Origin of the sequence: Streptomyces sp. NBC_00250 (assembly GCF_036192275.1) — a bacterium.
In the GTDB taxonomy this organism is placed as follows: domain Bacteria; phylum Actinomycetota; class Actinomycetes; order Streptomycetales; family Streptomycetaceae; genus Streptomyces.
Genome location: NZ_CP108088.1, coordinates 7,366,938 through 7,389,145, shown reverse-complemented (window position 1 = coordinate 7,389,145; position 22,208 = coordinate 7,366,938). Strand labels below are relative to the sequence as shown.

Genomic DNA, 22,208 nt, shown 5'->3' with positions numbered 1-22,208 from the left:
TCACGCCGTCTCCACCACGAGGCGCTCGACGGCGGCGATGGCCTCGCCGACGGCCTGCGGGTTCGTACCGCCGCCCTGGGCGACGTCCGGCTTGCCGCCGCCACCGCCACCGAGGGTCTTGGCGGCCGTGCGGACCAGCTCGCCGGCCTTGAGACCGCGCTCACGGGCGGCCTCGTTGGTGGCGATGACCGTGAGCGGCTTGCCGTTGGCCGTGGTGAACAGGGCGACGACGGCCGGACGGTCGGACGGGAAGCGGCCGCGGATGTCGAGGACCAGCTTGCGCAGGTCGTCGGCGCCGGTGCCGTCCTGGACCTGACCGGTGACCAGGGCGAGGCCGCGGATGTCCTGGGCGGAGTCGACGAGACCGGCGGCGGCCTGGAGGACCTTCTCCGCGCGGAACTTCTCGATCTCCTTCTCGGCGTCCTTCAGCTTGCCGAGCATGGCGGAGATCTTCTCCGGCAGCTCCTCCGGACGGCCCTTGACCAGCTCCTGGAGCTGGGCGACGACCGTGTGCTCGCGGGCGAGGAAGTTGTACGCGTCGACACCCACGAGGGCCTCGATACGGCGCACGCCGGAGCCGATGGAGGACTCGCCGAGCAGCTTCACCAGGCCCAGCTGGGCGGTGTTGCCGACGTGCGTACCGCCGCACAGCTCCTTGGAGAAGTCGCCGATGGTGACGACGCGGACCTGCTCGCCGTACTTCTCGCCGAACTCGGCGATGGCGCCCTGGCGCTTGGCCTCGTTGATCGGCATGACCTCGGCGTGGACCTCCAGCTCGCGCGAGAGGACCTCGTTGATCTTCTGCTCGACGTCGGTGAGGACCGCGCCGGGGACGGCGTTCGGCGAACCGAAGTCGAAGCGGAAGCGGCCGGGCTGGTTCTCGGAACCGGCCTGGGCGGCCGTCGGGCCGAGGGCGTCGCGCAGCGCCTGGTGGGTCAGGTGGGTGGCCGAGTGGGCGCGGGCGATGGCCCGGCGGCGGCGCACGTCGATGGTGGCGTAGGCGGTCGCGCCCACGGTCACCTCGCCGACCTGCACGGAGCCCTTGTGCACGGAGACGCCCGGGACGGGCTGCTGGACGTCACGGATCTCGATGACCGCGCCGCTGTGCAGCTTGATCCGGCCCTGGTCGGCGATCTGACCGCCGCCCTCGGCGTAGAACGGGGTGCGGTCGAGGACGACCTCGACCTCGTCGCCCTCGGAGGCGGCCGGCGAGGAGACACCGTTGACGAGGAGGCCGACGACCGTGCTCTCGCCCTCGGTGTTGGTGTAGCCGGTGAACTCGGTGGCGCCGTTGCTGTCGGCGATCTCCCGGTACGACGTCATGTCGGCGTGGCCGGTCTTCTTCGCCTTGGCGTCGGCCTTGGCGCGGTCCCGCTGCTCCTTCATCAGGCGGCGGAAGCCGTCCTCGTCCACGGAGAGGCCCTGCTCCGAGGCCATCTCCAGGGTGAGGTCGATCGGGAAGCCCCAGGTGTCGTGGAGCAGGAACGCCTTGTCGCCGGAGAGGATCGTGCCGCCGGCGGCCTTGGTCTCGGTGACGGCGGTGTCGAGGATGTTGGTGCCGCCCTTGAGGGCCTTGAGGAAGGCGGCCTCTTCCGCGAGGGCGACGGTCTCGATCCGCTTGCGGTCGGTGACGAGCTCCGGGTACTGCTCGCCCATCGTGTTGATCACGGTGTCGACGAGGTCCTGGACGACCGGGCCGGTGGCGCCGAGCAGGCGCATGTTGCGGACGGCGCGGCGCATGATGCGGCGCAGGACGTAGCCGCGGCCCTCGTTGCCGGGGGTGACGCCGTCGCCGATGAGCATCACGGAGGTGCGCATGTGGTCGGCGACCACGCGCAGCGAGACGTCGCTGTCGTGGGCCTTGCCGTAGGCGACGCCGGTGAGCTCGGTGGCCTTGTCGATGACGACCTGGAGGGTGTCCGTCTCGTACATGTTCTGGACGCCCTGGAGGATCATCGCCAGGCGCTCGAGGCCGAGGCCCGTGTCGATGTTCTTCGACGGCAGCTCGCCGAGGATCGGGAAGTCGTCCTTCCCGGTGCCCTCGCCGCGCTCGTACTGCATGAAGACCAGGTTCCAGATCTCCACGTAGCGCTCGTCGTTGACGGCCGGGCCGCCCTCGACGCCGAACTCGGGGCCACGGTCGTAGTTGATCTCGGAGCACGGGCCGCAGGGGCCGGGGACGCCCATCGACCAGTAGTTGTCCTTCTTGCCGAGGCGCTGGATGCGCTCGGCGGGGACGCCGACGACGTCGCGCCAGATCTGCTCGGCCTCGTCGTCCTCCTGGTAGACGGTGATCCAGAGCTTCTCCGGGTCGAGGCCGTAGCCGCCGTGCTCCACCGAGGTGGTCAGCAGCTCCCAGGCCAGCTTGATGGCGCCTTCCTTGAAGTAGTCGCCGAAGGAGAAGTTGCCGCACATCTGGAAGAACGTGCCGTGGCGGGTGGTCTTGCCGACCTCTTCGATGTCCGGTGTGCGCACGCACTTCTGCACGCTGGAGGCGCGCGTGAAGGGCGGCTTGACCTCACCCAGGAAGTAGGGCTTGAAGGGCACCATGCCGGCGGGGACGAGCAGCAGAGTCGGGTCGTCCGCGATGAGCGACGCCGAAGGGACGACGGTGTGCCCGCGCTCCTCGAAGAAGCTCAGCCAGCGGCGGCGGATTTCAGCCGACTCCATCAGTGGTCCTCATTCCGGTTGTACGAGATCGTGGGAATTGAATGCGTGGTCGAGTACGGGGTGGGGCCGAGCGCGCCCCTGCGGCGCGGCTCCGGAAGCTCCCGGCCCTGGGCCGGGCCCGGGTCGACGGGTGCGTCGAGGCCGAGCGCCTCCTCCAGTTCGGCCTCCCGCTGGACCATGCCCGCCCTCACGTCGAGGGCGAAGTCCTTGAGGCGGTGGCCGGTCTCGATCGCCTTGTTCGCGGCCTGGGCCGCGAGGCTCTCGGGGGTCAGCTGCTTCAGCTTCCGGTTGACCTTGGTGGTGGCCCACACGCCGGCGGCTGCGCCGGCCGTGAACCAGAACGTGCGGCGGAACATCGCGGCTCAGCCCTTCTGCTTCCGGCGTCGCGAGGACGGCACGGTACGGCCGACGATCACAGTACGTCGCGAGGAGGCCCGCGGCGCGTCCGCGCCGGAGGCGCCGTCCCCGGCCCGGCCGAGCGCCTTGCGCACCCCGTAGCCGAAGGCGGCCACCTTGACGAGCGGGCCGCCGAAGGTGGAGGCGACGGTCGAGGAGAGCGCCGAGGCGTTGGAGGTGACCTCCTGGACGTCCGAGGCGATGGCGTCGACCCGGTCGAGCTGGGTCTGTGCCGAGCGGACGGTCGCGGAGGCGTCGGCCAGCAGGGGAACGGCCTGCTCGGTCACGTCCGCCACCATCTTGGTGGTCGCCCTGAGCGTCTGCGCCAGCCTCACCAGCACCACGGCGAGGAAGGAGACCAGGATCGCCCAGAAGACGGCCACCAGGATCCCGGCAACCTCTCCACCGGTCACTCTGCACCGCTCTCTGCTGTCGTTGGGCCCTTGCGAAAAGTCGTCCCCCGACCCTATCGCGCCCGGGCTGTCGCGCCGTACCGCATTACCGCCCGTGGGACGGGAGTTACGGGAACCGATTGTACGGAGCGCGCGGGGGTGAGTACGCTCCGTGTCCCATGCGACGGAGCAATCTCCCGGCGGAGCTGAACCGGTTCATCGGACGGGCCGCCGAGCAGGCCGCACTGACGGCGCTCCTTGAGGCGTCCCGCCTGGTCACGGTCGTGGGCGTGGGCGGGGTCGGCAAGACCCGGCTCGCGCTGAGGGCTGCCGCGGGGGTGCAGGAACGCTACGGCGACGGGGTCCGCCTCGCCGAGCTCGCGCCGCTGCGCGACCCCGACCTGATCGAGTACGCCCTGGTCGAGTCGCTCGGCCTGACCGACCACACGCCGAGGCCCCCGCGCGAGGTGCTCGTCGAGCATCTCGCGGAGCGGCGGACCCTGCTGGTCGTGGACGGTTTCGAGCACCTCGTGGAGGAGTGCGCGCCCCTGGTGCGGGAGCTGCTCGAACACGCTCCCGGGCTCACCGTCCTCGCGGCCGGCCGGCGGCCGCTGCGGGTGGCCGGCGAGGCCGTCTTCCCGCTGGCGCCGCTGGGCGAGGAGGACGCGATGACGCTGCTCGCCGAGCGGGCGGCGGAGGCCGGCGCGCCGCCGCTGCCGGGGGCGGCAGCGGGGACCTTCCACGGGGTTCCGGCGCTGACGGGCGCTCCGGCCCGCCCGGGGGCCACGGCCCTGCCCGGAGTACCGGCGCTCCCCTGCGGGTCGGCCCACGACGACGGGTCCGCACAGGCGCGCGGCCGGGACGCCGTGCGGGAGTTGTGCCGACGGCTCGACGGGATTCCGCTCGCCCTCGAACTGGCGGCCGGGCGGCTCCCGCTGCTCTCCGTCGAACAGATGCTGTGTCGCCTCGACGACCGCTTCCGGCTCCTCACGGACGGCGCGCGCGGGGCGCTCCCCCGTCACCAGACGCTGCGCACCGCCATCGGCTGGAGCCATGAGCTGTGCAGCCCGGAGGAGCGGCTCCTCTGGGCGCGGCTCTCCGTCTTCCCCGGCCCCTTCGACCTGGAGGCGGTGGAGTACGTGTGCGCGGGTCCGGAGCTGCCTCCGGAGCGGATCCTCGATCTGCTCGGCGGGCTCCTCGCGCAATCGCTGCTCACCCGCGAGGACACCCCGGCGGGTCCCGCGTACCGGATGCTCGACACGGTCGCCGCGTACGGGTCGGAGTGGCTCGCGGCGCTCGACGACACGGAGCGGATGAGGCGGCGGCACCGCGACTGGTACATGGGCCTGGCCACCTGGTGCGAGCTGGAGTGGTTCAGCCCGCGCCAGCCGGAGGTCGCGGCCCTGACGGAGGCGGCGCTGCCGCATCTGCGGGCGGCCCTCGACCTGTGTCTGGAACTTCCGGAGGACGCGCATCTCGCCCAGCACCTGGCGGGCACGCTCTGGTTCGCGTGGGTCGGCTGCGGGCGCCTCTCGGAGGGCCGGCACTGGCTGGACCGGGCGCTCGCGCTCGAATCCGGCCACGAGGAGGCGCGGCTGAAGGCGCTCTGGGTGCTCGGGTACGTCTCGGTCCTGCAGGGCGACGGTACGGCGGCGGTGGCGGCGCTCCACGAGTGCGGGGAGCGGGCCAGGTCCTCGCGGAACGCGCTGGCGGAGGCGTACGCGACGCACCGGATGGGCTGCCTCGCGCTGCTCACGGACGACATGCCGCGCGCCGAGGAGCTGATCGGGCGGGCGCTCGTCGCGTACCGGGAGCTCGGCGAGCTGAACAGCAATGTGCTGATGGGGCAGATCGAGGTGGGCCTGGCGCGCGCCTTCCAGGGCGATCTGGAGGGGGCGGTCGCCCTCTGCCGCGAGGTCAAGGACATCTGCGAGGAGCGGGGCGAGCTCTGGGCCCGGGCGTACGCCCTCTATGTCCTGGGGTACGCGGCCTGGACCAGGGGGGCGTACGCGGAGGCGCGGGAGCTGCTCACCGAGTGCGTGTCCATCAACCACGCCTTCCGCGATCTGGTCGGGACCGTCCTGGCGATCGAGATGCTCGCCCTGGTGGCGGTGAGCGAGGGCGATCCGAGGGAGGCGGCGGTCCTCCAGGGGGCCGCGGTGCCGCTGTGGGAGACGGTGGGTGTACGGCTCTTCGGCTCGGCGGCGTTCGACGCGCCGAGGACGCTGTGCCAGCAGCGGGCCGAGGAGGCGCTGGGGGTGGAGGCGTACGCCGCCGCGTTCCGGGCGGGCCAGGGGCTCTCGGCGGCGGAGGCGGTGCAGCGCGCGCTCGTGGCCGGCCGTCATCCGGCCATCGATGCCCCGGCGGAGGGGGCCGCCCCGCGTCCGTTCCGTACGGCCGGTTCGACGGCGGTCCCGGGAACGCGGAAGCCCGCCGGCTCCCCCACCGGAAAGGGTGGGGAAGCGGCGGGCTGAACACCGCGAGGGTGGTACTACGCCATTGCCGAGATCAGCGGGCGTAGTACTCGACGACCAGCTGCTCGTCGCAGATGACCGGGATTTCCTTGCGGTTCGGGTCGCGGTCGAGACGGAAGGCCAGGGCCTTCAGGTTGACCTGCAGGTAGCGCGGGGTCTCACCGTCGGCGGCGAAGCCACCCTCACGGGCAACCTCGAACAGCGGCTTGGTGCGGCTGCGCTCGCGGACCATCACGACGTCGTCGGGACGGACGCGGAACGACGGCTTGTCGACCTTGCCACCGTTGACCTGGATGTGGCCGTGGACGACCATCTGGCGGGCCTGGTAGATGGTGCGGGCGATGCCCGAACGCAGGACCAGGGCGTCGAGGCGACGCTCGAGCTCGACGACCAGCGCCTCGCCCGTCTTGCCTTCGGCCTTCTTGGCACGGTCGTAGGCGCGCGCCATCTGGCGCTCGCTGATGTCGTACTGGGCGCGCAGACGCTGCTTCTCGAGCAGACGGACCTTGTAGTCCGAGTTCTGCTTGCGGCCACGGCCGTGCTCGCCCGGCGGGTAGGGGCGGGCCTCGAAGTACTTGACGGCCTTCGGGGTCAGCGCGATGCCGAGGGCACGCGACTTCTTGACCTTGGGACGGGACTGGTTCGGCATGAACCAACCTCTCTACTGTGTACGAAACGGCTTCACCAGGGTTAGGGGAGGTCGCATCCGCAGCCGGGAAACCCGCCTGGTCCGTACGAGACGGACCTGTCGGGCAGCCGCTCCCAGGTCTGGGCACATACGTGCAGCACGCGAACGACCCACCGCCGCTCCCGGGATCCGGGTGGTGGTGGGTTGCCCGCGACACCTTCGAAGGTGCGCGACGCTCCTGGAAACCCCGCCCGAGGGCGGGATCTCCGGCTGACTGTCCCGTTCTGGTGGTGCCGACCGGAGCCGGACACGGGACGCAGCAATCTGGACCAGTGTACCGGGTCCGCCGGGCACTCTCGCCCGGGGTCCGACGGCCTCAGCGGCAGGGGTCCAGGAGCTCCCGGACGGGGCGGTCTACTCGTTGCCCTTCAAGCGGGCTCGCACCCGGTCCACCACGTCCGCGTACCGCGCTTCCGCGCCGTAGCGGGTGGGCTCGTAGTACTGCTTGCCGTGGATGGTGTCCGGGGCGTACTGCTGGGCCGCGATGCCGCCGGGGACGTCGTGGGGGTACACGTATCCCTGGGCGTGGCCGAGCTTGGCGGCGCCCTTGTAGTGGCCGTCGCGCAGATGCGGCGGGACCGAACCCGCGAGGCCGTTCCGCACGTCCGCCAGGGCGGCGCCGATCGCGGTCGTCGCCGCGTTCGACTTGGGGGCCAGGGCCAGGGCGATCGTCGCGTGGCTGAGGGTGAGTGCCGCCTCGGGGAAACCGATCATGGCGACGGCCTGCGCGGCGGCGACGGCGATCGGCAGCGCGTTGGGGTCGGCGAGTCCGATGTCCTCGCTCGCGGAGATCATCAGGCGCCTGGCGATGAACCGCGGGTCCTCCCCCGCCTCGATCATCCGCGCCAGATAGTGCAGGGCGGCGTCCACGTCGGAGCCGCGGATCGACTTGATGAGCGCGCTGGCCACGTCGTAGTGCTGGTCTCCGTCCCGGTCGTACTTCACCGCCGCGCGGTCGACGGTCTCCTCGACCGTCTCCAGCGTGATCTCCGGCTCGCCCTTGGCGATGGCCGCGCCCGCGGCCGCCTCCAGGGCGGTCAGGGCGCGCCGGGCGTCGCCGCCGGCGACGCGCAGGAGGTGGGCCTCGGCATCCTCCGGCAGGGTCACGGCCCCGCCGAGGCCGCGCTCGCCGGTGAGGGCCCTGGCCATCAGACCGCGCAGGTCGTCGTCGGTCAGCGGCTCCAGGGTGAGGAGCAGGGAGCGGGAGAGGAGCGGCGAGATGATCGAGAAGTACGGGTTCTCGGTGGTGGCGGCGATCAGCGTCACCCAGCGGTTCTCGACGGCGGGCAGCAGCGAGTCCTGCTGGGCCTTGGAGAAGCGGTGGATCTCGTCGAGGAAGAGGACGGTCTCCTTGCCGTAGCCGCCGACCGCGCGGCGGGCGCCCTCGATGACGGCCCGGACCTCCTTGACGCCCGCGGTGATCGCGGACAGCTCCACGAACCGCTTGTTGGTCGCCTTGGAGACCACGTACGCCAGGGTCGTCTTTCCGATGCCCGGCGGCCCCCAGAGGATCACCGAGGAGGCGCCGGCGGGGCCGCCGTCCCCGTCGCCCACGAGTCGGCGCAGCGGCGAACCGGGCTTGAGCAGGTGCTTCTGGCCCACCACCTCGTCGAGGGTGCGCGGGCGCATCCGGACGGCCAGCGGGCTGCCGGCGGGGTCCTTCTCCTGGCGGTCTTCGGCTGCTGCGGTAAAGAGGTCGGGCTCCACAGTCATGAAGCCTAGGTCACCGCACTGACAGCACTGCCGCCGCCGACGGTCCGCCGGCCGTCCGTGAGCGGTCGGTCAGCTGGTCCAGAAGTCCCACCAGCGGGTCAGGATCAGCATGCCGATGATCCCGATGTGCAGGACGGGCAGGATCCAGGTGAATTCGTCGAAGAAGGTCTTCAGGCCGCGGGGGGCGGGGATGACGCCGTTGCGGACGTTGTGCGAGGTCACGTACCAGAACATGACGATGGTGGCGACCCAGGCCAGGCAGCACCACAGGCAGAGCGAGTTGATCTCGTACAGCGACTGGTACATGAGCCACGTGCAGAAGCCGACACCGAAGAGCGTGCCGGCGTTGAGGCCGAGCCAGTACCACGTGCGGTAGCGGGCTCCGGCGAGCAGGGCCACACCGATCGCGATCACCATGGCGTACGTGACGAGGCCGAGCATCGGGTTCGGGAAGCCGAAGACCGAGGCCTGCTCGCTCTTCATGATGTTGCCGCAGGAGACGATCGGGTTGAGGCTGCAGCCCGGGACGAAGTTCGGGTCTTCGAGGAGCTTGAACTTGTCGATCGTGATGACCCAGGCGGCGAGCACCCCGGCCGCTCCGGTGATCACGAGCAGCCAGGCGAAGGCCCGGCTCGCGCCGATCGTGCCGCTCGTCCCGTCGCCGTCCCGGCCGGACGCGGCCTCGTCCACCGCTGCCTTCGTCATATCGCCTTTTCCCTCGCTCGCGGGCCTTGTGGGCACGGTCATTCTGCCGTACGGGGGACGGCGCCCACCGTTCGCCGGGGATAAGTGAAGCGAACATAAGAGCGATGGGAAGGGGCCCGGACCCACGCACGCGCGTGGGTCCGGGCCCCTTCTCCCGAACGGTCCGTCAGGCCAGCTTGGTCCGTACCGCGTCGAGCAGCGCGTCCACGGCGACCGCCTGCTGCTCGCCGGACTCCATGTCCTTGAGCTGGACGACGCCCTCGGCGAGGTCGCGCTCACCGGCGACGACGGCGAGGCGGGCGCCCGAGCGGTTGGCGTCCTTCATCGCGCCCTTGAGGCCCTTGCCGCCGAACGAGAAGTCCGCGGAGATGCCCTCCCTGCGCAGCTCGGTGACCTTGCCGAAGAGGATCCGGCGCGCCTCCTCGCCGATGGCCACCGCGAAGACGCTGGTGACGGCGGGGAGGTCGAGCTCGACGCCCTCCGCCTCCAGGGCGAGGACCGTACGGTCCACACCGAGCGCCCAGCCGACGGACGGCAGCGCGGGGCCGCCGATCATCTCGGAGAGTCCGTCGTAGCGACCGCCGCCGCCGACCGCCGACTGCGAGCCGAGACCGCCGTGGACGAACTCGAAGGTCGTGCGGGTGTAGTAGTCCAGGCCGCGCACCAGCTTGGCGTCGTCCTCGAAGACCACGCCCGCCGCGGTGATCAGGGCGCGCACCTCCTCGTGGTACGCCTTGCACGCGTCGCACAGGTAGTCGCGCAGCAGCGGGGCGCCGACGAGCTGCTTCTGCACGGACTCGCGCTTGTCGTCGAGGACGCGCAGGGGGTTGATCTCGGCGCGGCGCAGGGTCTCCTCGTCGAGGTCGAGCCCGCGCAGGAAGCCCTGGAGCGCCTCGCGGTAGACGGGACGGCACTCCTTGTCGCCCAGCGAGTTGAGCAGGATGCGGAAGTTCCGCAGGCCGAGGGAGCGGTACGCCTGGTCGGCGAGGATGATCAGCTCGGCGTCGAGAGCCGGGTCCTCGGAGCCGATCGCCTCGGCACCGACCTGGGAGAAGTGGCGGTAGCGGCCCGCCTGGGCCCGCTCGTAACGGTAGTACGAGCCGGAGTACCAGAGCTTGACCGGCAGGTTGCCCTGCTTGTGCAGGTTGGCCTGGAGCGCCGCCCGCAGCACGGACGCGGTGCCCTCCGGACGGAGGGCGAGGTGGTCGTTGCCCTTCGTGGTGAGGGTGTACATCTCCTTGGTCACGATGTCGGTGGACTCGCCGACACCGCGGGAGAACAGCTCGACGTTCTCGAAACCGGGCGTCTCGATGTAGCCGTAGCCGGAGTTCCTCAGCGGCGTGGAGATCGCGTCCCGGACCGCCAGGAAGGTGGCGGAGCGGGGCGGGATCAGGTCGTACGTGCCCTTGGGGGCCTGAAAGGTGCTCACGAAAGTCTCGTCACATTCCTCGTCGGGGAGCGTCCGTGCTCCCGAGACCGGCGGCCACGTCCCGCAGATAGGGGTTCGTGGCGCGCTCCTGGCCGATGGTCGTCTGGGGACCGTGTCCCGACAGCACCACGGTCGAGTTGTCGAGCGGCAGGCACACACGGGCCAGCGAAGCGAGCATCTCGTCCATGTCACCGCCGGGAAGGTCGGTGCGTCCGATGGAGCCGGCGAACAGCAGGTCCCCGGAGAAGAACACGGAGGGGATCTCCGTGGTCTGCGGCATCCTGAAGGTCACCGACCCCTTGGTATGACCGGGCGCGTGGGCGACGGAGAAGTCCAGACCGGCGAGCTTCAGCTCGGCACCGTCGGTGAGTTCTCGCACGTCGTCGGGTTCGCCCACGGTCAGCTCGCCCATGAGGGGCATCCCGATGGAGCGGCCGAGGGCCTTCTCCGGGTCGCTCATCATGTAGCGGTCGGACGGGTGGATCCACGCGGGGACGTCATGGGCGCCGCACACCGGGACGACGGAGGCGACGTGGTCGATGTGTCCATGGGTGAGGACGACGGCGACGGGCTTGAGCCGATGCTTCTTCAGCGTCTCCTCGACACCCTGGGCGGCCTGGTGGCCCGGGTCGATGATCACGCACTCCTCGCCTGCGGCGGGGGCGACCAGATAGCAGTTGGTCCCCCAGGCCCCGGCGGGGAACCCGGCAATCAGCACGTTCGTCCTTAGATGTCGTCCGGCACAGGGGCGCGGAATTCGGCAGAGATCACGGAATGCGGCAGATCAGAGCCTACCGGCGGTGCCGGTTCCACAGCCAACCCGTATACGGTACGGGCACATCCGGCCCGGACGGGAACAGACGAGCGACAGGAGCGGAACCGGTGGTCACCAGCGATCAGCGGCGGCGGCAGCTTGCCAGGGAGAAGTACGCGCGGCAGCAGCAGCGGCGGGAGGAGAACCGGCGCAAGGCGAAGCGCCGCAACACCGTCGTCGCGGCCGCCCTCGCGGTGGTCCTCGCGGCGGGCGGCGCGGTCTACGCGTCCGTGGCGCTGACGGACGACGACTCGCCCAAGGACAACGCGGGCTCGGACAACTCGGCGAGCAGCTCGCCCAGCAGCCCGGCGCCCTCGCAGAGCGAGTCGGCGGGCCCGGAGCCGGTGATGTCCGTGGACGCCAAGGCCACGTACGCCATGGCGCTCAAGACGAACGAGGGCGACATCACGATCACCATGGACGCGGCGAAGACCCCGCGCACGGTGAACTCCTTCTCGCACCTCGCGGCGAAGAAGTACTTCGACGGCACGAAGTGCCACCGGCTCACCACCCAGGGCATCTTCGTGCTCCAGTGCGGTGACCCCAAGGGCGACGGCACGGGCGGCCCGGGCTACAACATCCCGGACGAGAACCTGGGCGCGCTCGGCAAGGCGGGCTCGGACGGCACCGTGACCTACCCGGCCGGCTCCGTGGCGATGGCCAACACCGGGCAGCCGGGCAGCGGCGGCTCGCAGTTCTTCCTCGTCTACAAGGACACCAAGCTGCCGCCGAGCTACACGCCGTTCGGAAAGATCGACGCGGCCGGCCTCCAGGTGGTCAAGGACGTGGCCGCCGCCGGTGTCACGGGCGGCGCCACGGACGGTGCCCCGAAGAAGGCCGTCACCGTCGAGAAGGCGACCGTCGCGAAGAAGTGAGCCGGGCGTCCGCACGCACGCGTGAACGTGAATCTCGGTCGCGCTGAGTGCGGACAGCCGGGCCGCCGTTCGCCTAGATTGGCGTTGTGCAGCGTTGGGCCGTCGGCCGCGCTGCGGAAGGCGGGCGAGGCCCGCCGGGAAACTGTGGACGATGCCCGGGGGGTACGACCCCGCGACGGCATCATGGTGAGGAGGCGCTGTGAGCAGCGACCCGTGGGGCCGCGTCGACGAGACGGGCACCGTGTACGTGCGGACGGCCGAGGGCGAGAAGGTCGTCGGATCGTGGCAGGCCGGCACCCCTGAGGAGGCCCTGGCCTACTTCGAGCGCAAGTACGAGGGCTTGGTTGTCGAGATCGGCCTCCTCGAGAAGCGGGTGAGGACCACCGACCTCTCGGCGAAGGACGCCACCGCGGCGATCGAGCACATCCGGCAGCAGGTCGACGAGCACCACGCCGTCGGCGACCTGGCCGCGCTCGCGACCCGCCTGGACAAGCTCGTCGAGACGGTCGACTCGCGCCGCGAGGAGCGCAAGGCCCAGAAGGCCAAGCAGACCGACGAGGCGCGCACCGCCAAGGAGAAGCTCGTCACGGAGGCCGAGGAGCTGGCCCAGAGCGAGCAGTGGCGCTCCGCGGGCGAGCGGCTGCGGGCCCTCGTGGACACCTGGAAGGGCCTCCCCCGGCTCGACCGCAAGTCCGACGACGAGCTGTGGCACCGCTTCTCGCACGCCCGCTCGGCGTTCTCGAAGCGCCGCAAGGCCCACTTCGCCTCGCTGGACGCCCAGCGGGAGGACGCTCGCAAGGCCAAGGAGCGTCTGGTCGCCGAGGCGGAGTCGCTGTCGAACTCCACCGACTGGGGCACCACGGCGGCCCGCTACCGCGACCTGATGACGGAGTGGAAGGCGGCCGGCCGCGCCCAGCGCGAGCACGAGGACGACCTGTGGAACCGCTTCCGCGGCGCCCAGGACGTCTTCTTCGCGGCGCGCGGCGAGGTCTTCGCCGAGCGGGACGCGGAGCAGACCGAGAACCTCAAGCTGAAGGAGGAGCTCGCGACCGAGGCCGAGAAGCTGCTGCCGGTGTCGGATCTGAAGGCGGCCCGCGCGGCCTTCCGTTCCCTCAACGAGCGGTGGGAGGCCATCGGCCACGTGCCGCGTGACGCCCGTCCCAAGGTCGAGGGCCGGATGCACACGGTGGAGCGGGCGATCCAGGAGGCCGAGGAGGCCGAGTGGCGCCGGACGAACCCGGAGGCACGCGCGCGTGCCGCGGGTCTGACCGGCCAGCTCCAGGACGCGGTCGAGAAGCTGCGCAAGCAGATCGACGCGGCCCGTGCCGCCGGCAACGACGCCAAGGCCGACAAGCTCGCCCGTGAGCTGGAGGGCCGCCAGGCCCTGCTCGACCAGGCCATGAAGGGCCTGGAGGAGTTCGGCGGCTGATCCGCGGATACGAGAGGCGGCTCCGGTACGTACGTACCGGAGCCGCCTCTCGTATCCGCTGTTACGGCCTGCGGGCCGAGGTCACGCGGTAGACGTCGTAGACGCCCTCCACGCCCCGTACGGCCTTCAGGACGTGGCCCAGGTGCTTCGGGTCGCCCATCTCGAAGGTGAAGCGCGAGGTGGCCACCCGGTCGCGGGAGGTCTGGACGGCCGCCGAGAGGATGTTCACGTGCTGGTCCGAGAGGACCCGGGTGACGTCCGAGAGCAGCCGCGAGCGGTCCAGGGCCTCGACCTGGATGGCGACGAGGAAGACCGAGGACTGGGTGGGCGCCCACTCGACCTCCAGGATCCGCTCCGGCTCCCGGGAGAGCGACTCCACGTTGACGCAGTCGCTGCGGTGAACCGATACGCCACTGCCGCGGGTGACGAAGCCGATGATCGGGTCGCCGGGCACGGGGGTGCAGCAGCGGGCCAGCTTCACCCAGACGTCCTCGACGCCCTTGACGACGACACCGGGGTCGGCGCTGGAGCGGCGCTTGGAACGGCCGCGGCTGGGCGGTGCGACCTCTTCGATGTCCTCGGTGGCCGCGTCCTCGCCGCCGAGCGCCTGCACCAGCTTCTGCACGATGGACTGGGCGGTGACGTGGCCCTCGCCGATCGCCGCGTACAGCGAGGAGATGTCGGTGTAGCGCAGCTCGTGGGCGAGGGTGACGAGGGAGTCGCCGGTGAGGATCCGCTGGATCGGCAGGTTCTGCTTGCGCATGGCCCGCGCGATGGCGTCCTTGCCCTGCTCGATGGCCTCGTCGCGGCGCTCCTTGGAGAACCAGGCGCGGATCTTGTTGCGGGCGCGCGGGGACTTGACGAAGCCCAGCCAGTCGCGGGAGGGCCCGGCGCCTGCGGCCTTGGAGGTGAAGACCTCGACCAGGTCGCCGTTGTCGAGGGTCGATTCGAGCGGTACGAGCCGCCCGTTGACCCGCGCCCCTATGGTGCGGTGGCCGACCTCGGTGTGGACGGCGTACGAGAAGTCGACGGGGGTGGCCCCCGCCGGCAGCGCGATGACGTCGCCCTTGGGCGTGAAGACGAACACCTCGTTGCGGGAGAGGTCGAAGCGCAGGGACTCCAGGAACTCGCTGGGGTCCTCGGTCTCCTTCTGCCAGTCGAGGAGCTGGCGCAGCCACGCCATGTCGTTGAGGTGGTCGTCCTTGCCGGTCCTCTTCGGGACGTCGGCGCGGACCTTGGAGGCACCGGCGACGGCCTCCTGCTTGTACTTCCAGTGCGCGGCGATGCCGTACTCGGCGCGCCGGTGCATGTCGAAGGTGCGGATCTGCAGCTCGACGGGCTTGCCGTTGGGTCCGATGACCGTCGTGTGGAGCGACTGGTACATGTTGAACTTCGGCATCGCGATGTAGTCCTTGAACCGGCCGGGGACCGGGTTCCATCGCGCGTGGACGGTGCCGAGGGCGGCGTAGCAGTCCCTCACGGTGTCGACGAGGACACGGATGCCCACCAGGTCGTAGATCTCCGCGAAGTCACGGCCGCGGACGATCATCTTCTGGTAGACGCTGTAGTAGTGCTTGGGGCGGCCGGTGACGGTCGCCTTGATCCGGGCGGCGCGCAGGTCGGTCTGGACCTCGTCGGTCACTATGGCGAGGTACTCGTCCCGCTTGGGGGCGCGCTCGGCGACGAGCCGGACGATCTCGTCGTACATCTTGGGGTAGAGGATCGCGAAGGCGAGGTCCTCCAGCTCCCACTTGATGGTGTTCATGCCCAGGCGGTGGGCCAGGGGCGCGTAGATCTCCAGGGTCTCGCGGGCCTTCTTCTCCTGCTTCTCCCGCTTGAGGTAGCGCATGGTGCGCATGTTGTGCAGGCGGTCGGCGAGCTTGATGACCAGGACGCGCGGGTCCTTGGCCATGGCGACGACCATCTTGCGGACGGTCTCGGCCTGCGCGGCCTCGCCGAACCTGACCTTGTCGAGCTTGGTGACGCCGTCGACGAGCAGGGTGACCTGGTCGCCGAAGTCACGGCGCAGGTCCTCCAGGCCGTACTCGGTGTCCTCGACGGTGTCGTGGAGGAGCCCGGCCATCAGGGTCGCCGGGTCCATACCGAGCTCGGCGAGGATGGTGGTGACGGCGAGGGGGTGCGTGATGTACGGGTCGCCGCTCTTGCGCTTCTGGCCGCGGTGCCAGCGCTCGGCGACCTGGTAGGCCCGCTCGACCTGGCGCAAAGTCGCCGTTTCGATCTTCGGGTCGTTGGATCGGACGATCCGCAGCAGCGGTTCGAGGACCGGGTTGTACGGGGAGGAGCGCTGCACGCCGAGCCGGGCCAGGCGGGCGCGGACGCGGTTGGACGAGCCGCCCGAGCGTGCGGGGGCGGCGGGCGCGGGCCGCGCGGGCGCGGGGGCCTCGGAGGCCGGTGCGGGCGTGGGCGCGGCAGGCGGGGGCCCGGTCTCCGCAGGCTTGTTCTGGGGCGTGCCCGTCCCCGGCGCGGCCTTTTCGGCCTTCGGGTCGGGCTGCGCGGCGGAGAGTGACTGGGCCTCGTCTGGCAAGAGCGCTCCTCTGGGGTCCCCCCGGACGCAGTCTGGGGGAGGTACCGGGTCCCCCGGTCAGGCCCGGAAAGGCCATGGTATCGAGCCACGCGTCGCGGTGCGCACGCGGTGGCCACTCGCCCCGGGAGAGCGGGGGTCGCGCGGCCCGCGACCCCCGCCACCGGCCGGCCGTCAGTTCCAGCGGAGCAGGGAGGGCCCGCCCTTCACCTGGATCTCCTTGGTCGCGGCGACATTGCCCCAGTGGATCTTGAGGGAGCCGCTCTTCCCGCACAGGGGGTCGGACCAGAACTCCTTGCGCCGGGCGTCGAAGCCCTTGGCGCGGATACAGATGCTGCCGCCCCGGTAGACCTTCCAGGCGTAGCCCATCTTCATGCCCTCGGCACCGAAGTGGCCGCAGGCGTCACTTGCCTTCGTCCACTTCAGGGGCGCGCTTCCGGCGTTCTTCCAACCGACGCACGAATCGGCCGCGGCCCCGGGGGCCGCCGCGGGGGCCTGTGCCGGGCGGCCCGCGCTCGCGGGGTTCACGGCGGTCCCGAGCGCGGCGAGCGCGATCAGGGAGACGACTCCGGCGACGGTCTTCCGCGACATGTCCATACGACTTCCTCCTGGCAGCGTGACAACGTCCGGGAACGACGAAGGGCGCCTCGGGAGGTCCCGGGCGCCCGTCGCCGTATCCCTCGACCGTTATCGGGCGGGAGATCGTCGGACTTGAAGCATCACACTCGGATGAGTGCCGTGAGCGGCGCCCCGTTCAGGGCGGGCTCCAGTCGGGCGCGGCCCGGCAGGAAGCCCAGCTCCATGAGGACCGCGACGCCCGCCACCTCGGCGCCCGCGCGGCGGATCAGCTCGATCGAGGCCTCGGCCGTCCCGCCGGTGGCGAGGACGTCGTCGATGACCATGACGCGGTCGCCCGCGGCCAGGTCCTCGGCGTGCACCTCGATCTCGGCGGTGCCGTACTCCAGCTCGTACGCCTGCTTCAGCGTGGCTCCGGGGAGCTTGCCGGCCTTGCGGACCGGGATGAAGCCCAGGCCCGCTCGGACGGCCACCGGGGCGGCCAGGATGAAGCCGCGCGCCTCAAGGCCGACGATCTTCGTCGCGCCGTGCGCGGTGCACAGCGCGGCGAGGGCGTCGGTGAGCGCCGTGAACGCCTCCGGGTCCGCGAGCAGCGGCGTGATGTCCTTGAACAGCACGCCCGGCTTCGGGTAGTCCGGTACGTCGCGGATACGGCTGAGCAGGAGGTCGCTGACGTCCTGGGCCTCGGCGGTCATCCTCGCTGCTCCGAGGAGCGGCCGCGACGGCTCGCCCGCGGGCCGACGACGGCGATCTCGTTGTCGTCGACGGACCGGTCGTCCGACCCGTCGTACGACTCGCCCTTGGCGGCCGCACCGGCCCGCTTCGCCATGATGCGCTTCTTGAGTGCCCTGATCGCCGGCTCGCGCTCCTTGAGGTCGGCGACGAGCGGGGTGGCGATGAAGATCGACGAGTACGCACCGGCGGCGAGACCGACGAACAGCGACAGCGAGATGTCGTTGAGCATGCCGGCGCCGAGGACGCCACCACCGATGAAGAGCAGGCCGGCGACCGGCAGCAGCGCGACGACGGTGGTGTTGATCGAACGGACCAGGGTGCCGTTGATCGAGCGGTTGGCCAGCTCGCTGTACGTGAAGCGGGTCTGCTTCGTGATGTCCTTCGTCTGTTCCTTGAGGGAGTCGAAGACGACGACTGTGTCGTACAGCGAGTAACCGAGGATCGTCAGCAGACCGATGACCGTACCGACGGTGACCTCGAAGCCGACCAGCGAGTAGATGCCGACCGTGATCGTGAGGTCGTGGATCAGCGCGATGAGCGCCGCGACCGCCATTCTCCACTCGAAGGCGATGGCCAGATAGATCACCACGAGGATCATGAAGATCCCCAGACCGGTCCAGGCCTTGGTGGCGATCTGCTCACCCCAGCTGGGGCCGACGAGCTCGGCCGCGATCTTGTCCTCGGCGACGTTCAGGTCCTTGGCGAGCTCCGAGCGGACCTGGTCGGACTGCGCGGTGTCGAGGCCGCCGACCTGGATGCGCAGGGAGCCGTTGCCGAGCTGCTGGACGATCGCGTCGTGGCCGGAGGCCTCTTCCGCGTACTCCTGGGCCTGGCTGACGGAGACTTCCGACTTCGGGGTGGTGAAGACGGCACCGCCCTGGAACTCGATGCCCATGTTGAGGCCGCGGACGGCCAGGGCGACGATGGCGGTGATGGTGATCAGGATGGACAGGCCATACCAGATCTTGCGGTTGCCGATGAAGTCGTAGCCGACCTCACCGCGGTGGAGCCGGGCGCCGAGATCGCCGAGCTTCGACATCTCACGCCTCCTTCGGGTCGACAGGGCCAGCGGCAGAGGCATTGGCACGACGGGTGCGGCGCAGCGGCGGCTTGGCGCCGAGTCGCTTCGGGTCCAGGCCGGACCAGGCGTGGCCGTCGCCGAAGAACTTGGTCCGCGCGAGGAGCGTCATGACCGGCTTGGTGAAGAGGAACACCACGACGACGTCGAGCAGGGTGGTCAGGCCGAGCGTGAACGCGAAGCCCTGGACCTTGCCGACGGTGACGAGGAAGAGCACGGCCGCGGCCAGGAACGACACGAAGTCGGAGACCAGGATGGTGCGGCGGGCGCGCGGCCAGGCGCGCTCGACGGCCGGGCGGAGCGTGCGGCCCTCGCGGAGCTCGTCGCGGATGCGCTCGAAGTACACGATGAACGAGTCCGCGGTGATACCGATGGCGACGATGGCGCCACAGACGGCCGGCAGGTTCAGCGCGAAGCCGATGGCCGGGCCGAGCAGGGCCATGATCACGTAGGTGAGGAGCGCGGAGACGCCGAGGCTGAGGATGGCGATCAGCGACAGGCCGCGGTAGTAGGCCACCAGGTAGATGATGACCAGAGCCAGGCCGATGGCGCCGGCGATCAGACCGGCCTCCAGCTGGTCACCACCGAGCGCGGCGGTGACGGTGTCGACGCTCTGCGTCTCGAAGGAGAGCGGCAGGGCACCGTACGACAGGATGTTGCCGAGGTCCTGGGCGGACTGCTGGTTGAAGCTGCCGGAGATCTGCGCGCTTGCGCTCAGCGTGGTCTGGACGCGGGGCGCCGAGACGACCTCGCCGTCCAGGACGATCGCGAACTGGTTCTGCGGCTCGGTCTGCTGCGAGAGCTTGCTGGTGATCGACTGGAACTTCTTCGAGCCGGCGCTCGTGAACTCCATGTCCACGATCCACTGGCCGGTCCGCTGGTCGATCGCGGCCTTGGCGTCGTCGACGTCCTTGCCCTCGACCTCGGCCGGGCCGAGGAGGTACTTCTCCCACTCGCCGATCGCGTTCGTGCCGCAGGCCACGGCCGGGTCGGTGGGCTTGACGCCCTCGCCGGCGGCCGTCCGCTGCTTGGGGTCGAGGCAGTTCAGGGTGGTGAACTTCTGCTGGAGCGCCGCGGTGGCGGCGTCGGGCGTCTGGTTCGCCTTGGGGGTCTCCGAGGCCTTGGGGGTCGCGGAGGGGGTGGAGCTCCCGGTGGGCGTGGGCTTCGGGGCCTTGAGGGCCTCGGTGAGCGCACGGCCCTGGGTGGAGGCGGTGGCCGTGGCCGTCGGGGTGGCCGACTTCTCGCCCACCGTCGCGCCGGAGGCGGAGGAGGACGGCTTCGGCGAGGCCGACGGGGAGCCGGAGGAGCTGGCGCTCGGCGCCGGCTGCGGCGCGGCGGCCGCGACGGCGAGAACGGGCCGGAAGTAGAGCTGGGCGGTGGTACCGACCTGCTCCCGGGCCTGCTTCTCGTTCGTCCCGCGAGGGATGTTCACGATGATGTTCTCGCGGCCCTGCGTCTGGACCTCGGCCTCGGAGACACCGAGACCGTTGACACGGCGCTCGATGATGCCGACGGCGGTGTTCATGTTGGTCTCGTTGACCGCCGACTCCTGGCCCGGCTCAGCCTTGGCCTTGAGCGTGATCGACGTACCGCCGGCGAGGTCGATGCCCAGGCGCGGGGTGGTGTGCCCCGACCAGAACATGCCGCCGGTGAGCGCGACCATGGCGATCAGGATGAGTGCCAGGGCGCGGCCCGGCCGGCTCTGTCCCCCCGCCGGCCTTCGGCCCTTCTTCGGTGCTGCCACCTGTCGTATCTCCCTGTCCAACCGTCTCGCGCCGGGTATGCGTGAGACGGCCACGAAGTGTGTGTGGGGACCTGCCCCCGCAGACGTGGAACCGTTCCGGGGACCGCGCGCGCCGGTGGGCGTGCGCGGTGTCCCCGGCCGCGACTACTTCGCGTCGGCCTCGCCGTCGGCCTTGCCGTCCTTCTGCCCCTCGGCCGCGGCGTCGGCCGCGTCCGCCTTCTTCGTCAGGTCGGCCTTCGGCGCGTCCTCGACCTCGGTGGCCTCCGCGGCCTCGGCGGCCTCGGTCAGCGACGAGGCGTCGTCCGGGACGACGGTGTCGGAGTCCGAGTCCTCATCGTCACCGTGGACGATGCGGTTGTACTCGGAGTCCTCGAGGACGGCGCCGATCGCGTTCTTCGCGTAGACGGCGTGGACGCCGGGCGCGACCTCGAGGAGGACGGTCTCGTCGCCGATCTCCTTGACGGTGGCGTACATCCCCCCGATCGTCCGTACGCCGGTGCCGGGCTGCATCTCGTTGCGCATCTGCGCCGCCGCCTGCTGCTTCTTCTTGGCAGAGCGGGTCATCAGGAACATGGCCCCGATGAGGACGATGAAGGGGAGGAGGGTCACGATGCTCACGGGACGGGTTTCCTTCGCACGGTCGCGGAGAACCCGCGGCCTGATCTTCGGGGGTGGGCGCGCCGACCAGAAAGGGCGGCATCGGCGGAGTCTAGGCGAGTCCGCATCGATGGAACAACGTCCAGCATCGCACCCTGGTTCCTGTCCGGGCGAGTGTCAGCACCGTCACGCCCCGAAGAGCCCCTGTTGTCCCATTCCCGTGCCGTTCCCTGCGCTCCCCGGGCCCGCAGCCTGCGGCGGAACGAGTCCGAGGTGCGCCCATGCCGCGGGAGTCGCGACCCGACCACGGGGCGTACGGGCCAGCAGACCTTCCCTTACGAGGAAGGGTTCGGCGACCTCCTCGACGGTCTCGCGCTCCTCCCCCACCGCGACCGCGAGGGTGGAGAGGCCGACCGGGCCGCCGCCGAAAAGCTTGAGCAGGGCCTCCAGGACGGCACGGTCGAGCCGGTCGAGGCCGCGGCCGTCGACCTCGTACACGCTGAGGGCCGCCTCCGCGATCTCCCTGGTGATGTTTCCGTCGGCCCTGACCTGCGCGTAGTCGCGGACGCGGCGCAGCAGACGGTTGGCGATACGGGGGGTGCCGCGGGACCGGCCGGCGATCTCGGCGGCGCCCGCCGGGTCGATCTCGACGTCGAGGAGTCCGGCGGAGCGGTGGATCACCCGTTGGAGCTCGGCCGGGTCGTAGAACTCCATGTGCCCGGTGAAGCCGAAGCGGTCGCGCAGCGGCGGCGGCAGGAGTCCGGCCCGGGTGGTGGCGCCGACCAGGGTGAACGGCGGGAGTTCGAGCGGGATCGCGGTGGCGCCGGGGCCCTTGCCGACGATGACGTCGACGCGGAAGTCCTCCATCGCCATGTAGAGCATCTCCTCGGCGGGCCGGGACATGCGGTGGATCTCGTCGAGGAAGAGGATCTCGCCCTCCTGGAGGGAGGAGAGGATCGCGGCGAGGTCTCCGGCGTGCTGGATGGCGGGGCCCGAGGTGATGCGGATCGGCGCGTTCATCTCCGCGGCGATGATCATCGAGAGGGTGGTCTTGCCGAGGCCGGGGGCGCCGGAGAGCAGTACGTGGTCGGCGGTGGCGCCGCGCTGGCGGGCGGCCTTGAGGACCAGGTCGAGCTGCTGGCGCACCTTCTCCTGGCCGACGAACTCACTGAGGTCCTTGGGCCGCAGCGCCGCCTCGACGGCCTGGTCGTCCCCCTCGGCGGAGGCCCCGACGATACGTGCCTCGTCGTCGCCGGTGGTCTCGTCGTCCCAGTTCACGGATGTTCTGCCTTCTCGGGTGGTGGTGCGGTGGTGAGGTTCGGCCCCGCCGGCGTGTGAGGTGCGGGGCCGG

General features: G+C 70.8%; 18 protein-coding genes. 3 read left to right on the top strand and 15 right to left on the bottom strand.

Annotated features, from left to right (window positions below):
• Genes alaS through OG259_RS33505 form a run of 3 tightly spaced genes read right to left on the bottom strand, consistent with a single transcriptional unit; the run spans nucleotide 1 to nucleotide 3,479 of the window.
• A complete protein-coding gene (alaS, locus tag OG259_RS33515; RefSeq protein WP_328945642.1) occupies nucleotides 1-2,670 on the bottom strand; it encodes an alanine--tRNA ligase in 2,670 nt (889 codons plus the stop codon).
• A complete protein-coding gene (locus OG259_RS33510; RefSeq protein WP_328945641.1) occupies nucleotides 2,670-3,026 on the bottom strand; it encodes a DUF6167 family protein in 357 nt (118 codons plus the stop codon). Before OG259_RS33510 ends, alaS begins: the two co-directional genes overlap by 1 nt.
• Nucleotides 3,027-3,032: 6 nt before the next feature.
• Entirely contained in the window at nucleotides 3,033-3,479 is a 447-nt protein-coding gene (locus OG259_RS33505; RefSeq protein WP_328945640.1) for a DUF948 domain-containing protein, read from the bottom strand.
• 158 nt (nucleotides 3,480-3,637) lie between these two features.
• Between OG259_RS33505 and OG259_RS33500 the strand changes: the two genes are divergently transcribed.
• Nucleotides 3,638-5,932, top strand: coding sequence for an ATP-binding protein (locus OG259_RS33500; RefSeq protein WP_328945639.1), 2,295 nt, complete (start codon nucleotides 3,638-3,640; stop codon nucleotides 5,930-5,932).
• A gap of 34 nt (nucleotides 5,933-5,966) precedes the next feature.
• On the opposite strand, the gene rpsD is transcribed toward OG259_RS33500, so the two are convergent.
• The 5 genes from rpsD to OG259_RS33475 form a co-directional block, all read right to left on the bottom strand.
• A complete protein-coding gene (rpsD, locus tag OG259_RS33495) occupies nucleotides 5,967-6,581 on the bottom strand; it encodes a 30S ribosomal protein S4 (RefSeq protein ID WP_024758279.1) in 615 nt (204 codons plus the stop codon).
• A 393-nt stretch (nucleotides 6,582-6,974) separates the two neighbouring features.
• Entirely contained in the window at nucleotides 6,975-8,327 is a 1,353-nt protein-coding gene (locus OG259_RS33490) for a replication-associated recombination protein A (protein ID WP_328947254.1), read from the bottom strand.
• A 75-nt stretch (nucleotides 8,328-8,402) separates the two neighbouring features.
• The gene (locus OG259_RS33485) at nucleotides 8,403-9,038 is read right to left on the bottom strand and encodes a vitamin K epoxide reductase family protein (RefSeq protein ID WP_328945638.1); all 636 of its coding nucleotides are present in this window, start codon (nucleotides 9,036-9,038) and stop codon (nucleotides 8,403-8,405) included.
• 166 nt (nucleotides 9,039-9,204) lie between these two features.
• Nucleotides 9,205-10,467 (bottom strand): histidine--tRNA ligase, encoded by a 1,263-nt coding sequence (gene hisS, locus OG259_RS33480; RefSeq protein WP_328945637.1) that lies wholly within the window; start codon nucleotides 10,465-10,467, stop codon nucleotides 9,205-9,207.
• Nucleotides 10,468-10,477: 10 nt separating this feature from the next.
• Nucleotides 10,478-11,185, bottom strand: coding sequence for an MBL fold metallo-hydrolase (locus OG259_RS33475; protein WP_266889683.1), 708 nt, complete (start codon nucleotides 11,183-11,185; stop codon nucleotides 10,478-10,480).
• Nucleotides 11,186-11,349: 164 nt separating this feature from the next.
• On the opposite strand from OG259_RS33475, the gene OG259_RS33470 reads away from it, so the two are divergent.
• Both OG259_RS33470 and OG259_RS33465 read left to right on the top strand, forming a co-directional pair.
• On the top strand, nucleotides 11,350-12,156 hold the full coding sequence (locus tag OG259_RS33470; protein WP_328945636.1) for a peptidylprolyl isomerase: 807 nt from the start codon (nucleotides 11,350-11,352) through the stop codon (nucleotides 12,154-12,156).
• A 199-nt stretch (nucleotides 12,157-12,355) separates the two neighbouring features.
• Nucleotides 12,356-13,585: a DUF349 domain-containing protein gene (locus OG259_RS33465; protein ID WP_328945635.1), complete on the top strand. Its 1,230-nt coding sequence runs from the start codon at nucleotides 12,356-12,358 to the stop codon at nucleotides 13,583-13,585.
• 61 nt (nucleotides 13,586-13,646) lie between these two features.
• Here the strand turns inward: OG259_RS33465 and OG259_RS33460 are convergent, their stop codons facing one another.
• From OG259_RS33460 to ruvB, 7 genes are all read right to left on the bottom strand, one after another.
• A complete protein-coding gene (locus OG259_RS33460; RefSeq protein WP_328945634.1) occupies nucleotides 13,647-16,130 on the bottom strand; it encodes a RelA/SpoT family protein in 2,484 nt (827 codons plus the stop codon).
• A 171-nt stretch (nucleotides 16,131-16,301) separates the two neighbouring features.
• On the bottom strand, nucleotides 16,302-16,724 hold the full coding sequence (locus tag OG259_RS33455) for a hypothetical protein (RefSeq protein WP_328945633.1): 423 nt from the start codon (nucleotides 16,722-16,724) through the stop codon (nucleotides 16,302-16,304).
• A 122-nt stretch (nucleotides 16,725-16,846) separates the two neighbouring features.
• The gene (locus OG259_RS33450; protein WP_328945632.1) at nucleotides 16,847-17,398 is read right to left on the bottom strand and encodes an adenine phosphoribosyltransferase; all 552 of its coding nucleotides are present in this window, start codon (nucleotides 17,396-17,398) and stop codon (nucleotides 16,847-16,849) included.
• A complete protein-coding gene (gene secF, locus OG259_RS33445) occupies nucleotides 17,395-18,477 on the bottom strand; it encodes a protein translocase subunit SecF (protein ID WP_328945631.1) in 1,083 nt (360 codons plus the stop codon). The genes OG259_RS33450 and secF overlap by 4 nt, the downstream gene beginning before the upstream one ends.
• A gap of 1 nt (nucleotide 18,478) precedes the next feature.
• Nucleotides 18,479-20,260, bottom strand: coding sequence for a protein translocase subunit SecD (gene secD, locus OG259_RS33440; protein WP_328945630.1), 1,782 nt, complete (start codon nucleotides 20,258-20,260; stop codon nucleotides 18,479-18,481).
• Nucleotides 20,261-20,404: 144 nt separating this feature from the next.
• Nucleotides 20,405-20,878 (bottom strand): preprotein translocase subunit YajC, encoded by a 474-nt coding sequence (gene yajC / locus OG259_RS33435; protein WP_328945629.1) that lies wholly within the window; start codon nucleotides 20,876-20,878, stop codon nucleotides 20,405-20,407.
• 165 nt (nucleotides 20,879-21,043) lie between these two features.
• Nucleotides 21,044-22,135, bottom strand: coding sequence for a Holliday junction branch migration DNA helicase RuvB (ruvB, locus tag OG259_RS33430; RefSeq protein ID WP_328945628.1), 1,092 nt, complete (start codon nucleotides 22,133-22,135; stop codon nucleotides 21,044-21,046).
• Between the last annotated feature and the right edge of the window lie 73 nt (nucleotides 22,136-22,208).

Excerpts from the sequence above, each read along its gene's own strand:
- alaS (WP_328945642.1), bottom strand. The coding sequence starts at position 2,670 with ATGGAGTCGGCTGAAATCCGCCGCCGCTGGCTGAGCTTCTTCGAGGAG.
- OG259_RS33510 (WP_328945641.1), bottom strand. The coding sequence starts at position 3,026 with ATGTTCCGCCGCACGTTCTGGTTCACGGCCGGCGCAGCCGCCGGCGTG.
- OG259_RS33500 (WP_328945639.1), top strand. The coding sequence starts at position 3,638 with ATGCGACGGAGCAATCTCCCGGCGGAGCTGAACCGGTTCATCGGACGG.
- rpsD (WP_024758279.1), bottom strand. The coding sequence starts at position 6,581 with ATGCCGAACCAGTCCCGTCCCAAGGTCAAGAAGTCGCGTGCCCTCGGC.
- OG259_RS33485 (WP_328945638.1), bottom strand. The coding sequence starts at position 9,038 with ATGACGAAGGCAGCGGTGGACGAGGCCGCGTCCGGCCGGGACGGCGAC.
- OG259_RS33455 (WP_328945633.1), bottom strand. The coding sequence starts at position 16,724 with ATGGACATGTCGCGGAAGACCGTCGCCGGAGTCGTCTCCCTGATCGCG.
- OG259_RS33450 (WP_328945632.1), bottom strand. The coding sequence starts at position 17,398 with ATGACCGCCGAGGCCCAGGACGTCAGCGACCTCCTGCTCAGCCGTATC.
- secF (WP_328945631.1), bottom strand. The coding sequence starts at position 18,477 with ATGTCGAAGCTCGGCGATCTCGGCGCCCGGCTCCACCGCGGTGAGGTC.